Origin of the sequence: Glycomyces buryatensis, from assembly GCF_004912275.1 — a bacterium.
GTDB lineage: Bacteria > Actinomycetota > Actinomycetes > Mycobacteriales > Micromonosporaceae > Glycomyces > Glycomyces buryatensis.
In genome coordinates this window covers 263,265-277,316 of record NZ_STGY01000067.1, presented here as the reverse complement: position 1 = coordinate 277,316, position 14,052 = coordinate 263,265, and the positions used below count along the sequence as shown (strand labels likewise).

Below are 14,052 nucleotides of genomic sequence, written 5' to 3'. Positions count from 1 at the left end.
GCGCCGGGGCCGTTCGGGCGGGCGGATATCACCGAGTCGACGGTTGCCGCCCGCCGACACCGGGGGTAGGTTAGGCATACCTGAGTAAGTCGAACCTAAGTCCCTGGAGGTCCGCGGATGTATGCCTGCATCTGCCACGGCGTTCAAGACCACGAAGTCCGTGATTGCATCCGCGCCGGGGCGCGCACCGAAGAGGCCATCGGCGATGCCTGCGAGGCCGGTACCGGCTGCGGCAACTGCCTCGATCGCATTACCGACATGATCGAGCACCACTTCGCTTCGGAGCCCGTCGCGGTCGCCTCCGGTTAGGCAAGCTTGTCCTATTTTAGGTATTCCTGAGTGAAAACCCCTGCTGACCTGGTCTTAGTGTGGAAACGTCGACCGTTGCGGCCGACGTTGAAAACCGGGGAAGGACACCGAGACATGCAGGGCGACAAGCGAGTCATTGAATTTCTGAACGAGCAGCTGACCGCCGAGCTGACCGCCATCAACCAGTACTTCCTGCACTACAAGATGCAGGACAACTGGGGTTACACGAAATTGGCGGCGTACACGCGGGCCGAGTCGATGGACGAGATGCGCCACGCGGACATCTTGACCGACCGGATTCTCTTCCTGGACGGGCTCCCGAACTACCAGCGCCTGTTCCCGCTGCGGATCGGCCAGTCGGTGCCCGAGATCTTCCAGTGCGACCGCGAGATCGAGGTCGAGGCGATCGACCGCCTCAAGCGCGGCATCGAGTACATGGAATCGGTCAAGGACTACATCTCCCGCGACCTCTTCGCCAGCATTCTGAAGGACGAAGAGCACCACATCGACTACCTGGACACGCAGCTCGAGATCATCGAGAAGATCGGTGAGGAGCTGTACATCCAGTCGCTGATCGAGCAGCCCAAGGAAGCCTGATACTCAGCGAGATCGGAATGTGAGAGGGGGCCGGCATTGCGCCGGCCCCCTCCTTCTTCCGCGCGGCGGGGCCCCTCACATCCCCACTGCGTTGGTAGGTCGCCGCTGGCCTTGACAGCGCCGACTTAGGGATCGTAACATATCGATACTTCGAATGAAAGTTTCGCGAAACTTTCAGTCCAAGCCCCTTGTGGACCGGCCTTCTCCGACCCCTGACCGGCCGCGATGTCCCTCACCTTCGCAAAGGAGCGATCCATGCAAACCCCTGCCGACCACGGTCCAATTCCCAGGCGGACGGGTCCGTTCGCGACCCGCCGCACCGTTCTGACCACCGCGGCCGCCGTCGGAGGCGCGGCCGTCCTGCCGGTCGGGTTCCTCGCCCTCGGCGCCGGCCCGGCCAGCGCCGACGAGCTGCTGCTGACCACCGACTTCTCCTCCGGCACCGCCGAGGGCTGGACGGGCCGCGGCGCCGCCACCGTCTCGGTCACCCCCGAGGAGCAGCTGCTCATCGAGGGCCGCACCGCCAGCTGGAACGGCGCCGCCATCGACATCACCTCCCACATCGAGGTTGGCGTCCGCTACCAGATCACGGTGCGCCTGCGCCTGCCGGAGGGCAATCCCGCCGCGGACCTGCGCGTCACGGTGCAGCGCGATGTCGGCGGCGCCTCCAGCTACGACTCGGTCGTGTGGAACACGGCGGTGGACGACGCCGCGTGGATCGAGCTCACCGGCACGTACTCGATCTCCGCACCCGCGGACCAGCTCCAGTTCTATGTCGAGTCCGCCTCCAGCCTCACCCCGATCCTGCTGGACGACTTCGCCCTGACCCGAATCGAGGAACCCGAGATCGAAGACATTCCCCCGCTGGCGGACTTCCTGGCCGCCGACTTCCGCTTCGGTGCGGCCGTCGAGCCGCCCGAGGTGGTCGGCAGGCCGGCCGAGCTCCTGGCCAAGCACTTCGCGCAGGTCACCACCGGCAACCAGATGAAACCCGAATCGATCCAGCCGGTCGAGGGGACCTTCGACTTCTCCCGCGCCGACCAGATCGTCGACTTCGCCGAGGCGAACGGCATGCAGATCTGGGGCCACACCCTGCTGTGGCACAACCAGACCCCGGCCTGGTGGTTCGAGGACGCCGACGGGCGCCCGCTGGAGAACAACACCGAGGACCAGGACCTCATCCTGGGGCGGCTCAAATCCCACGTCGAGGCCATCGCCGCGCACTACGGCAACCGGATCTGGGCCTGGGACGTCGTCAACGAGGTGGTCGACCCCGAGCAGGAGGACGGACTGCGCCACTCGCGCTGGTATGAGATCTTCGGCGGCGGCCAGTACATCGCCAAGGCGTTCAAGATCGCCCGCAAGGCCTTCCCCAGGGACGTCAAGCTCTTCATCAACGACTACAACACCGAGTTCCCCGACAAGCGTGAAGCGATGTACAACCTGGTCCAGGGGCTATTGCGCCGCCGTGTCCCGATCGACGGCATCGGCCACCAGGCGCACGTCGACTACAAGCGCCCGATCGAGCTGCTCGCCGAATCCATCGACCAGTTCACTACCTTCGGGCTGCTCCAGACGGTCACCGAACTCGACGTGTCCATCTCGGATTCGATGGACGAGAGCCTCCCCGAGACGCCGCCGGAGCGGCTGATCGAGCTGGGCTGGTACTACAAGGAGCTGTTCGAGATGCTGCGCGAGCGCTCCGAGCACCTGGAGTCGGTGACGATGTGGGGCCTGTACGACGCGGTCTCGTGGCTGCGGACCTGGCCGGTCTCGCGGCCGCACGAGGCGCCGCTGATCTTCGACGACGACCTCCAGGCGAAGGCGGCGTACTGGGGCATCGTGGATCCGACGAAGCTCGAACCGCTGCCCGAATAACCGATCATGAGAGCGGGGCGCCCGGACCGGGTGCCCCGCTCTCGCACTGCTCCTTGCCCGTCCGGAGCATCGGCACGTGGGGAATGCCGTCCTCGACGTATTCGGGCCCGTCCTCGGCGAAGCCGTAGTGCCGGTAGAACCCGGCCGCGTAGATCTGCGAGTCGAGGACGATCTCGGCCTCCGGCCCGACCGACTCGATCGCGGCGGCCATGAGCGACCCGGGCAGACCCCGCCCGCGCGAATCGACCGCGCAGCAGACCCGCCCGATCCGCCACCGTTCACCGTCGCGCAGCAGCCGCAGGCATGCGATCGCCTCGCCCGCGGCGCCGATCCAGAAATGGGTCGTGTCGGGGTGGGTGTCGTGCTCGTCCAGGTCGGGGTAGGCGCATTCCTGCTCGACGACAAAGATCGTTTGCCGGAGCCGTGCCAGGGCGAACACCGTCGCGCCGTCGAGCTCGGCGAAGCGCCCGTGCTGTATTTGGTGCATGTCGGCCATTAGAGCAGCGAATTGCGTTCGGCGGCGACCCCGCGTCCAGAAGTGTGCCCTATGCCGGCACCAGTCGGCGCTGCCACCATTCGATGGTTTCGCCAAGCGCGGTCTCGGTATCGGTGGGCTCGTCGCCGAAGGTGGAGGTGAAGTCCGAGGACTCCATGATGTACGGACCATCCCATTGGTGGCGGGTCTCGGTCATGCCGCGCATGGCCGGCTGAAAAGTACCGATGACTCTGATGAGGACCCACCATGGGAGGCGGCGGATCACGGCGGGGTCGCGACCGAGCAGGCGGCACACGATCTCGGCCATCTCCCGCTGGGACACGGCCGGAGCCGAGGGGACGTGCCAGGGCCGGCCCCACGAGCGGTCGTCCCCGGCCAGGCGCACCAGCGTCCGGGCCACGTCCGGAATGTAGGTGAAGGTGTGGGGCGCGTCGGGGTCGCCGACGATGGAGAGGTGCTTGCCCTCGATGAGCGGTCGGACGAAGCGCTCGCCGAGCATGGCGTCGGCCAGGGCGCCGGGGCCGAAGAAGTCCGAGCCGCGCGCCTCGGTGAAGCGGATGTCGCCGGCCTCGTGCAGCGCCAGCGCGTCCTTCCACATCTGGATGCGCAGCCGCCCCTTGTGACCGGGGGAGCGCAGGGGCGTCCGCTCGTGCATCGGCTCGGAGACGGGGCCGTAGCCGTAGAGGTTGCCGGTCTGGACCAGACTGGCCCCGTTGGCTTTGGCGGCGGCGAGGATCGCGGCGAACATGGGCGGCCATTCCTCGGCCCACCGGTGGTAGCCGCCGGGGTTGGCGCAGTTGTAGAAGACGTCGGCTCCGGCGCTGGCGGCGGTGAGGGCGGCAGCGTCGCGGGCGTCGACCTTGATGTGGGTGATGCCGGGGGTGTCGGTGCCGCCGGAGCGGCTGAGGACGCGGACGCTCTCGCCGCGCTCGGCGAGGATGGCGGCGACGGTCGAGCCGATCTGGCCCTTGCCGAGGATGACGTGGTCGGTCACGATGGTTCCCTTCACAATGAGAGATCAGTGCTCTCGTTATGGAACAACGATCGCACGCCCGATCCGGCTTTGTCAAGAGCACTGCTCTGTTTTGTGTGCAGTGATCTGAATCGCGTCCGCGCTTGATAAACGCGGCTGCGTCGGCAAGGCCTCAAGCTGCTCAGGCGTATTCGTCGGCGATCTCGCGGGCCCGGTCGCGGGCGGCCTCGATCGCATCGGTCATCGCCGAACGGACGCGATGGTTGTCGAGCTGGCGGACCGCATTGATGGTGGTGCCGGCGGGGGACTCGACGGCCTCGCGCAGCTCGACCGGCGAGGAGTCGGCCTCGCGCAGCATCCGCGCCGCGCCGAGCGCCGTCTGGGTGACCAGGTCCGCCGCGACGTCCCGCGGCAGCCCCATCAGGACGCCGGCCTCGGTCATGGCCTCGGCGAGGTAGTAGAAGTAGGCCGGGCCCGAACCGGAGATCGCCGTGACCGCGTCCTGGTGCTTCTCGTCCACGACCAGGGTGCGTCCCAACGGCTTGAACAGCTCCTCGACCGCGGCCAGGCAGGCGTCGTCGGTGTGGGTGCCCGGCGAGAGCACCGTCATCGCCTCATCCACCAGTGCCGGGGTGTTCGGCATCGCCCGCACCACCGGCGTCGAATCCGGCAGCCGCTTCTCGAAGAACGCCACCGGAAGCCCGGCGCAGATGCTCACCACCGGGGTGCCCGCCGCGAACGATCCGGTCAGCTCCTCCAGCAGCGCCCCGGCGTCCTGCGGCTTGACCGCGACCACCACCGCGTCGGCCCGCAGCACCGCATCGGTATTCGATTCGACCGCCACGCCATAGGCCTCGCGCAGGGACTTCGCCCGCTCGGCGCTGCGCGCCGTCGCGATCACAGAGTCTCTCGCCCAGCCCGCCCGCAGCAGTCCTGAAAGGATCGCCGAACCCATCTTCCCGGTCCCGAGGATCGCCACTGTCTTCAAAATCCGTCTCCCGTCACGTTTCGGTCGCCCTACCGATTGTGCCTCGCTCCGAGCCGGCCGGCCTCCTTCAGAACCGGACGAAAGTCATGCGATGTCTGGCGTTTCGTCACTGGGGGCGCCGCGTCCCTGCCACGATAATTGTCCGGAGTGACCTTGAAGCACGGCGATTGGGGCGGTATGGACGTACTCGACTTGGCGCGGATGCAATTCGGCGTCACGACCGTCTACCACTTCCTGTTCGTTCCCGTCACCATCGGACTCTCGATGCTGGTGGCCATCCTCCAGACCATGTGGCGCGCCACCGGCAAGACCGCGTATCTGCGCGCCACCAAGTTCTGGGGCAAGCTGTTCCTGATCAATATCGCGATGGGCGTGGTCACCGGGATCGTCCAGGAATTCCAGTTCGGCATGAACTGGTCGTCATACTCCCGCTTCGTCGGCGACATCTTCGGCGCCCCACTGGCATTCGAGGCGCTACTGGCGTTCTTCCTCGAATCGACGTTCATCGGCATCTGGATCTTCGGCTGGGACAAGCTCAAACCCGCCCTCCACCTCGCCTGCATCTGGCTCGTGGCCATCGGCACGGTCGCCAGCGCCTACTTCATCCTCGCCGCCAACGCCTTCATGCAGAACCCGGTCGGCTACCAGATCAACGAGACCGCCGGCCGCGCCGAACTCACCGACTTCGGTGCGGTGCTGACCAACCCGGTCGTCCTGTCGGCCTTTCCGCACACCATCTTCGCCTCGTGGCTCACCGCCGGGGTCGTCATGATCGCCGTCTCCGGCTACCACTTCCAGCAGCGACGCGACCTCGACGTCCACCGCCCGGCGCTGCGCCTGGGCGTGCTGACCACCCTCGTCGGCGGACTCGGCACGACCCTGTCGGGCGACGCCCTCGGCAAGGTCATGACCTCGACCCAGCCGATGAAGATGGCCGCCGCCGAAGCGCTCTACCAGACCACGTACAACGCGCCGTTCTCCGTGCTCACCATCGGATCGCTCGACGGGCGCCACGGCACCCCGATCATCGAGATCCCCGGCCTGCTGTCCTACCTGGGCACCGGCTCGTTCAACGGGGAGGTCCAGGGCATCAACGACCTCAACGCCCAGTATCAGACGCTGTACGGCGCCGGCGACTACGTCCCGTACATCCCGCTGACCTACTGGTCGTTCCGGCTCATGATCGGCTTCGGACTGCTCGCCATCGCCATGGCCGTCATCGTCTGGTGGTTCACCCGCAAGGGCGGCAACCCCACCCACCGCCTGTTCTGGCCCATCGCGATGTGGATGGTCCTGACCCCGTTCCTGGCCAACAGCGCCGGATGGATCTTCACCGAGATGGGTCGCCAGCCGTGGGTGGTGTTCAGCCTCCTGGAGACGGAAGTCGGGGTCTCGCCCAGCGTCGGGGTCCGCACGGTCGCGATGTCGCTGATCGGCTTCACCCTCGTCTACCTAATGCTCGCCGTCATCGCGCTCAAGCTGTTCCTCAAGTACGCCAAGGCGGGTCCACCGAGCGAGGAGGACGCGCTGGCCGGGGCCTCCGGGCCCGGCACCGACCCCGAGAAACCGATGGCCTTCGCCTACTAAGGACGAACTATGGAATTGACGACGATCTGGTTTCTGGCCATCGCGGTCCTGTTCACCGGCTATTTCATCCTGGAGGGCTTCGACTTCGGAGTGGGCGTGCTGCTGCCGGTCCTGGGCCGCAGCAATCGTGAGCGCAGGGCCATGATCAATACGATCGGGCCGATCTGGGACGGCAACGAGGTATGGGTGATCACCGCCGGCGCGGCCATGTTCGCGGCCTTCCCGCACTGGTACGCGAGCCTGTTCTCCGGCTTCTACCTGCTGCTGTTCGCCATCCTGATCGGACTGATCATCCGGGGCGTGGCCTTCGAATACCGCGGCAAGGGAACGACTGACAAATGGCGGCAGGGCTGGGACCTGTGCATCTTCACCGGCTCGGTCCTGGCGGCGTTCTTCTGGGGCGTGGTCGTGGCCAATATCGTCCGCGGCGTCCCCCTGGACGCGAACTTCGACTACACCGGCTCGGTCTGGCAGCTGCTCAACGGCTACGCGCTCCTCGGCGGGCTGACGACGCTGCTGCTGTTCACCACCCACGGCGCCTACTTCCTGCACCTGAAGACCGCGGGGGAGATCTCGGAGCGGGCCCGGGCGCTCGGGCTGCGGCTTGCCGTCGCCACGGCCGTCCCGGCCGCCGCGTTCCTGATCTGGACCCAGGCGGCCTACGGCAGCGGCCTGAGCCTGGTCCTCATCGTCCTGTGCGTGCTCTCGCTGGTGGCGGCGTTCCTGCTCGACTACTCCGGGCGTGGCGGGCTCGCATTCGCCTCGACCTGCGCGACGGTCGCGTTCGCCGCCTCCGGGCTGTTCGCGGCCCTGTGGCCCGACGTCCTGCCGTCCACCTCGGATCCGGCCAACGGCCTCACTGCCGTCAACGCCGCCGCCACCGACAAGACGCTCGGCATCATGACGTGGGCGGCCGCGATCTTCCTGCCAATCGTTTTGCTCTACCAGGGCTGGACGTACTGGGTCTTCCGCAAGCGCGTGACCGTGGAGCAGATTCCGACCTGATGACCGCACTGACACCGACACCCAACGCCGCCTTCGACCGCCGGCTGCTGCACCGCGCGCACGGGGCGGCCCCCTACATCGCCGTCTGCGCCGCGCTCGGCGCGGCCCAGACCGCGTGCGTCATCGCCGGCGCCTGGCTCATGGCGACCATCATCGCCGCCGCCTTCGCGGGCGGCGTGGGCCTCGGCGCCCTGACGCCGCAGCTCATCGCCCTCGCGGCGGTACTGGCCGCGCGGGCGCTGCTCGCCTCGGTCCAGGAAAGCGCCGCGCACCGAGCCGGCGCCGGCGTCAAGACCGCGCTGCGGCGCCAGGTCCTCGCGCAGCTCATGCGGCTGCCCTCGGGAAGGCACCACTCGGGCGAGACGGCGGCGCTCCTGGTCCGCGGCATCGACGCGCTCGACGCCTACTTCGCCCGCTACCTGCCGCAGCTGGTCCTCGCCGCCATCGTCCCGGTCGGCGTCCTGGTCGTCATGGCGCTCACCTACCCGCCCGCGGCCCTGATCGTGCTCGTCACGCTCCCGCTGATCCCCATGTTCGGCATCCTCATCGGCCTGTACACCCGGCGCCGGGCCGAATCCCAATGGGAGTCAACGGCAACGCTCGCCCACCACTTCGCCGACCTGGTGGCCGGCCTGCCGACCCTCAAGGCCTTCGGGCGCGCCGCCAAGCAGGCCGGCGCCATCCGCGTCACCACCGGCGAATACCGCCGCCGCTCGATGTCGCTGCTGCGCATCGCGTTCTGCTCGGCACTCGTCCTCGAACTGGCCGCGAGCCTGTCGGTCGCCATCGTCGCCGTCACCGTCGGCATCCAGCTCATCGACGGCGGATTGAGCGGGCAACTGGGCCTCCAGACCGCGCTCCTGGTCCTCATTCTCGCCCCCGAGGCCTACCTGCCGCTGCGCGCCGTCGGCACCCACTACCACGCCAGCGCCGAGGGCCTGGCCACCGCGCGGCGGCTCTTCGCGATCCTCGGTGAAACCCCCGAACGCTCCTCCGCGGGCACCGCGCAGACCGCCGGGGCCGCGGCTCCACTCGACCGTGCCCAGTTCGACCGTGCCCAGTTCGACCGTGCCCTGCTTGACAGTGCCCCCATGATCATGTTCCGCCGCACCGTCTTCGCCTACCCCGGCCGCGAACCGCTCCCAGAGCTGAGCCTGACCGTTCCGGCCGGACGCGTCACCGTCCTCACCGCCCGCTCCGGCGCCGGGAAATCGACGCTCATGGCGTCCCTGCTCGGCTTCCGCGAACCCGCCTCGGGCACCATCACCATCGACGACACCGACCTGGACCAGATCGACCTCGCCCGGCTGCGCCGCTCGATCGCCTGGATGCCGCAGCGCCCGGTCCTTATCGATGGGACCGTCGCCGACAATGTCCGGCTCGCGGTCGCCGCAGCGGTCACCGACGCCGACGTCCAGCGCGCCATCACCGACGCCCGCGCCCCCGAGCCGCACCGCACCGTCGCCGCCGACGGCTCCGGCATCTCCGCCGGCGAGGCCGCCAGAGTCGGCCTGGCCCGGCTCTTCCTGCGCGCCAGGCTCCTCGACACCCCGATCCTGCTCCTGGACGAACCCACCGCCCACCTCGATGCCGACACCGAACAGTCCATCCTGACCGCCCTCGCGCCCCTCACCGAGAACCGCACCGTCCTGATCGCCTCCCACCGAGCCGCGGTGCGCGCGATTGCCGACCGAGAGGTGAACTGGTGAACACCGCGAGGATCCGCAACACCATCGCCCTGCGCCTCGGCGCCGGCGCCGCCCTCGGCGCCCTCTCCCAACTCAGCGCCCTCGCCCTCCTCGCCGTCTCCGGCTACCTCATCTCCCGCGCCTGGCAGCAGCCGCCGATCCTCTACCTGATGTGGGCCGTCACCTCGGTACGGCTCTTCGGGATCAGCCGCGGCGTCCTGCGATACGCCGAACGACTCGTCTCCCACGACGCCGCCTTCCGCGGCCTCGAACGCCTCCGCCTCGCCGTGTGGCGCAAACTCGTCCGCCTCGCCCCCGCCGGACTCCCCGTATGGCGCTCCGGCGACCTCCAGGCCCGCCTCATCGACGACGTCGACGGCGTGGGCGACCGCTGGCTGCGCGGCACCCTTCCGGCCATCAGCGCCGCCATCGTCGCCATCGCCGCCGTCACCCTCCAATTCACGCTCCTGCCCGCCGCCGGGATCATCCTCGCCGCATCGCTCGGCGCCGCCGCACTGCTCGCGCCCGCGCTGGCGGCCTGGTCCTCCCGGCTCGCCATGCGCACCACCGCCGCCGCCCGCGCCGACCTCACACATGGCGTCCAGAGCTGCCTCCACGGCCGCGAGGAACTCGTCGCCACCGGCACCGACACCGTCGCGCTCGAACGCGTCCTCCACACCGACGCGCAGCTGCGCGCCGCCCACGCCCGCATCGCCTGGACCGCCGGACTCGGCCAGGGCGCCGGGCTCCTCGCCATGGCCGTCGCCGTCCTCGGCGCCCTCGCCACCGGCATCCCCGCCCTCGGCGCAGGAACCCTCGACGGCGTCCTCCTCGCCGTCATCACGCTCGTCCCGCTCGCCGCATTCGAACCGGTCCTGGCACTGCCCGCCGCCGTCCAGCAGGCCGGCATCGCGAAGGACTGCGGGCGACGCCTGGTCGAGATCACCGAGACCGCCGAACCCCGCCCCGACCCGGTCGAACCCCTCGAAGTCGAACCGAATCCGGCCGGCGGACCGCCGTACATCGAGATCAAGCGGCTCGCCGTCACCTGGCCGGGCAGCCCGGCCCCGGCCCTCAAGGGCCTCGACCTGACGATCCAACCCGGCGAACGCGTCGGCATCACCGGCCCCTCCGGCTCCGGCAAATCCACCCTCGCCGCCGCCCTCATGGGATTCCTTCCCTACGAAGGGAACCTCCGCTTCGGCGGCGTCGAACTGTCCGAACTCGACGGCGACACCATCCGCCAGACCGTCGGCCTGTGCTCACAGAACGCCCACATATTCGACACCACCCTCGCCGAGAACCTCCGCCTCGCCAGGCCGGGAGCCCCCGAGACCGAACTCGCCCGCGCCCTGCGCTGGGCCGGCCTGCGCGACTGGCTCGACGCCCTCGACCGCGCCAACGCGAACGGCACCGGCCTCGACACCCTCCTCGGCGAACACGGCCGGGCCGTCTCCGGCGGCGAACGCGGCCGCATCGCCCTCGCCCGCTGCCTTTTGGCCGACCGCGAAGTCCTCATCCTCGACGAACCCGACGCCCACCTCGACGCCGCCACCGCCGAACGCGTCCTGCGCACCACTGCCGCAGCGCTGGAAGGCAAGACCGCCATCATCATCACCCACCGGCCGCTCCCCGCCGGAGTCGTCGACCGCGTCATCAGCCTCGACCCGCCTCCCGTCCCCGCTCCACGTGACGCGCCGAACAGCAGCACTGTCGACATCGCGCCCGCTGTGTAGACTCCCTTCACGGTGGCACTGACTTCACGTGGTGGACGACAACCCACGGCGCCCATCCGGGCAGCCGTTTCTTTCGATTTTCTCCGAGGCATTCAGCAGTGAAGACATCTGCGGGCGAGCCCACGAATCACAGAGTCGCCCAGGCTCCGAGCAAACCTCCCAGCTCAGGACAGCGCTGGCCGGACGGCTGGACGAAACTCCACGTCTACCTCACCGACCTCGAAGAGGTCAAGCCGATCGCCGACTCCTACCGCCCCGTCATCGACGAAGCAGCGGGCGACAAGCCGGTCCCGCACGAATGGCTCCACGCCACCATCGCATCGGTCGAATGCGACGCCGCGACCATTTCGGCGGCGACCCGTCAGCGCCTCATCGAGCGCCTCCGCGAACGCGTCGGCCGCGTCCCCGCCTTCGACCTCACCGTCGGCCCGGCCCTCGCCGCCACCGGCGCGATCATGCTCGACACCTTCCCCGACTCGGCCTTCCGCAAGCTCATCCGCTCCAGCGTCGAGGCCATCAACGAAACCGTCGACGGCAATGTCGGCCGCCCCTGCGGCGGGCCCGGCCACGTCTCGCTCTCCTACCGCTCCGACATCGTCGGCGTCGACCGCGCCCGAGGCGCCATCCAGAACCACCTCAGGGATGTCCGCCCCGGACGTGTCGAAGTCAACATCACCGGGGTGGATCTCGTCCGAGTCATCCAATCGGACGACGCCTCCCAGTACACGTGGGAGACCGTCGCGCGAATTCCGTTGGGGTAGAACAACTCTCGACTCCCAGCCCGCATGAACGCGGGATGAACGGCGAATCAGTTGACGCTTGGGACGCATATCTGACACTATTTCGTCACTGGCCTGTGGCCTACTGTTGGGACATGTGTCAAAGTCCGGCCACGTGATGTTCAGGCGTGGTCAGCGACGACCCGCTCCCCACAACGCCGGCATGCAGTCTCCGGTGCGCCGGAGCGGCCAACCGCCGTTTGTCAGGAGGTGTCGATGTTTGCTGAGAACGACCGCCGTATCGCAACCCGAACGACCGGATCCCGCAACGAGGGCTTTGCCCCCATTGCAAACTCACCGCTCTACCACCCGCTCGAAGAAGCGGTGAACCTCACCGAACCCTGCCGGGTCGAACCTCCCTCCGCCTCAAGCGAAGTCACCGAACCCTACGGCTTCTTCACCGACCTGGCCACCAGCCACATCCTCTACTCCCAGCAGATCCGGCCCGCCTACGCGCTCGCCGCGCCCACCCCGCTGGAGGTGTGGCGGCGCAACCTCGAAATCGTCACCGCGATCCTCACCGCCGCCGGCGTCGACTTCTTCGCCATCCCCGGATTCAGCCTCACCAGGCCCGTCCTGGGCGTCGACGCCGCCGACCGCGCCCGTGTCTGCACCGCGCTGGCGATGCTGTGCGATACCACCGGCGGGCGGCTCTCGGCTCCCGAACCGTCCTTCCGCCAGTCCGAACTCGGTCTGGACCACCCGGTCTGGGCCCGCCGCACCGACATGGGCGACGTGCCGCTGGTCCGCGCCGACTGGCTGTGGACCGAGCCGTCGCGCAACCTGGTGTACGGCGCCGAGTACGGCTGCGACGTCGAGTTCTGGAGCGACACCGGCGACGGCCACCTGCTGGCCCCGCGCCACAACCGCATCAGCCCGCTCGTCCGCCGCGACGGCGCGAGCGTCACCGCGCCCGGGGAGCTGTTCTCCGCGCTCGGAACCGGGCCGGGCACCGAACTGCCGACCGTGATCACGCGGGCCGAGTTCGCAAGGCCCGGACCGGACTTCGTCAGCTTCCCGATCGATGTCGTCTACACCTGGGTGGACGGCGCCGACCACGCGTGGCTGCGTCGCCGTTCCGAGGCCGACCAGTCCCCGTACCACGCCGAATCGGCCAACGACGCGCGTTTCATCGACCGCGAGGAGCTGCGGTTCTCGCTGCGGTCGCTGCACATGAACGCGCCGTGGGTGCGGCACGTGTACCTGGTGACCGACCAGCAGCGCCCCCACTGGCTCGACGAGTCGGTCCCGGGGCTCACGGTGGTCGACCACCGCGACCTGTTCGAGGACCTGGAGAACCTGCCGACGTTCAACTCGCACGCGATCGAGTCGCAACTGCACCGCATCGAGGGGCTCAGCGAGCACTTCCTGTACTTCAACGACGACATGTTCCTGGGGCGGCCGCTGTCGCCGCAGGCGTTCTTCGAGCCGAACGGGTTGGCGCGGTTCTTCCCGGCCGAGACGTTCATCGGGCTCGACCCGGTCAGCGCGGCGGACACTCCGCCGAACGCGGCGTTCAAGAACGACCGCGCGCTGGTCGAGCAGGCCTTCGGGCGGACCATCTCGCGGATGGTCAAGCACGTGCCGTATCCGATGCAGCGCAGCGTGCTCGCGGAGATGGAGAAGGAGTTCGACGAGGCCAGCGCCCGGACGGCGGCGAGTGCCTTCAGGAACGTCACCGACATTTCGACGGTGACGCTCCAGCACTACTACGCGTTCCTGTCGGGGCGGGCCGTGGCCGGCAAGTGCTACGACTCGTATCTGGAGCTGGGGAGCCCGGATCTGGCCGAGCAACTGTCGGAGCTGCTGGACCTGCGCGACCGGGAGACGTTCTGCATCAATGACGCGGGACTGGCCCCGGGCCTGGCCGAGGAACGCTCGACGCTGATGCGGCACTTCCTGGAGGCGTACTTCCCGGTGCCCTCGCCGTACGAGCGGACGATGTCGATCTAAAGCGAGATCTCCTGCGATTCGGCCCCCACCGGCAATGCCGGTGGGGGCCAAGGCTTGTCCGCG

At 68.5% G+C, this 14,052-nt stretch carries 12 protein-coding genes; 9 read left to right on the top strand and 3 right to left on the bottom strand.

All coding sequences use genetic code 11. The annotated features are described in order from the left end of the window. The first annotated feature begins 117 nt into the window (after positions 1–117). The 3 genes from FAB82_RS19505 to FAB82_RS19495 all read left to right on the top strand — a co-directional run bounded on the left by FAB82_RS19505 (position 118) and on the right by FAB82_RS19495 (position 2,784). A complete protein-coding gene (locus tag FAB82_RS19505; RefSeq protein ID WP_136536204.1) occupies positions 118–309 on the top strand; it encodes a (2Fe-2S)-binding protein in 192 nt (63 codons plus the stop codon). A gap of 114 nt (positions 310–423) precedes the next feature. Continuing rightward, on the top strand, positions 424–906 hold the full coding sequence (gene bfr, locus FAB82_RS19500; RefSeq protein ID WP_136536203.1) for a bacterioferritin: 483 nt from the start codon (positions 424–426) through the stop codon (positions 904–906). 255 nt (positions 907–1,161) lie between these two features. After that, positions 1,162–2,784 (top strand): endo-1,4-beta-xylanase, encoded by a 1,623-nt coding sequence (locus tag FAB82_RS19495; RefSeq protein ID WP_168801676.1) that lies wholly within the window; start codon positions 1,162–1,164, stop codon positions 2,782–2,784. 4 nt (positions 2,785–2,788) lie between these two features. On the opposite strand, the gene FAB82_RS19490 is transcribed toward FAB82_RS19495, so the two are convergent. The 3 genes from FAB82_RS19490 to proC form a co-directional block, all read right to left on the bottom strand. Continuing rightward, positions 2,789–3,271 carry a GNAT family N-acetyltransferase gene (locus FAB82_RS19490; protein WP_136536201.1) on the bottom strand — a complete coding sequence of 161 codons (483 nt, stop codon included), beginning with the start codon at positions 3,269–3,271 and terminating at the stop codon, positions 2,789–2,791. Between the two features lie 58 nt (positions 3,272–3,329). Next, positions 3,330–4,274, bottom strand: coding sequence for an NAD-dependent epimerase/dehydratase family protein (locus FAB82_RS19485; protein ID WP_136536200.1), 945 nt, complete (start codon positions 4,272–4,274; stop codon positions 3,330–3,332). A gap of 160 nt (positions 4,275–4,434) precedes the next feature. Beyond that, entirely contained in the window at positions 4,435–5,244 is an 810-nt protein-coding gene (gene proC / locus FAB82_RS19480) for a pyrroline-5-carboxylate reductase (protein WP_136536199.1), read from the bottom strand. Between the two features lie 174 nt (positions 5,245–5,418). Between proC and FAB82_RS19475 the strand changes: the two genes are divergently transcribed. The 6 genes from FAB82_RS19475 (at position 5,419) to FAB82_RS19450 (ending at position 13,989) form a co-directional block, all read left to right on the top strand. Then, positions 5,419–6,828, top strand: a complete 1,410-nt coding sequence (locus FAB82_RS19475) for a cytochrome ubiquinol oxidase subunit I (protein ID WP_136536315.1) — start codon at positions 5,419–5,421, stop codon at positions 6,826–6,828. Positions 6,829–6,837: 9 nt separating this feature from the next. Beyond that, a complete protein-coding gene (gene cydB / locus FAB82_RS19470) occupies positions 6,838–7,833 on the top strand; it encodes a cytochrome d ubiquinol oxidase subunit II (protein ID WP_136536198.1) in 996 nt (331 codons plus the stop codon). Then, positions 7,833–9,542: a thiol reductant ABC exporter subunit CydD gene (gene cydD / locus FAB82_RS19465; protein WP_136536197.1), complete on the top strand. Its 1,710-nt coding sequence runs from the start codon at positions 7,833–7,835 to the stop codon at positions 9,540–9,542. The genes cydB and cydD overlap by 1 nt, the downstream gene beginning before the upstream one ends. Further along, positions 9,539–11,257: a thiol reductant ABC exporter subunit CydC gene (gene cydC / locus FAB82_RS19460; RefSeq protein WP_168801675.1), complete on the top strand. Its 1,719-nt coding sequence runs from the start codon at positions 9,539–9,541 to the stop codon at positions 11,255–11,257. Before cydD ends, cydC begins: the two co-directional genes overlap by 4 nt. A 98-nt stretch (positions 11,258–11,355) precedes the next feature. Next, entirely contained in the window at positions 11,356–12,018 is a 663-nt protein-coding gene (locus FAB82_RS19455; protein WP_136536195.1) for a 2'-5' RNA ligase family protein, read from the top strand. A 234-nt stretch (positions 12,019–12,252) separates the two neighbouring features. Further along, positions 12,253–13,989: a stealth family protein gene (locus FAB82_RS19450; RefSeq protein WP_136536194.1), complete on the top strand. Its 1,737-nt coding sequence runs from the start codon at positions 12,253–12,255 to the stop codon at positions 13,987–13,989. The last annotated feature ends 63 nt before the right edge of the window (positions 13,990–14,052 follow it).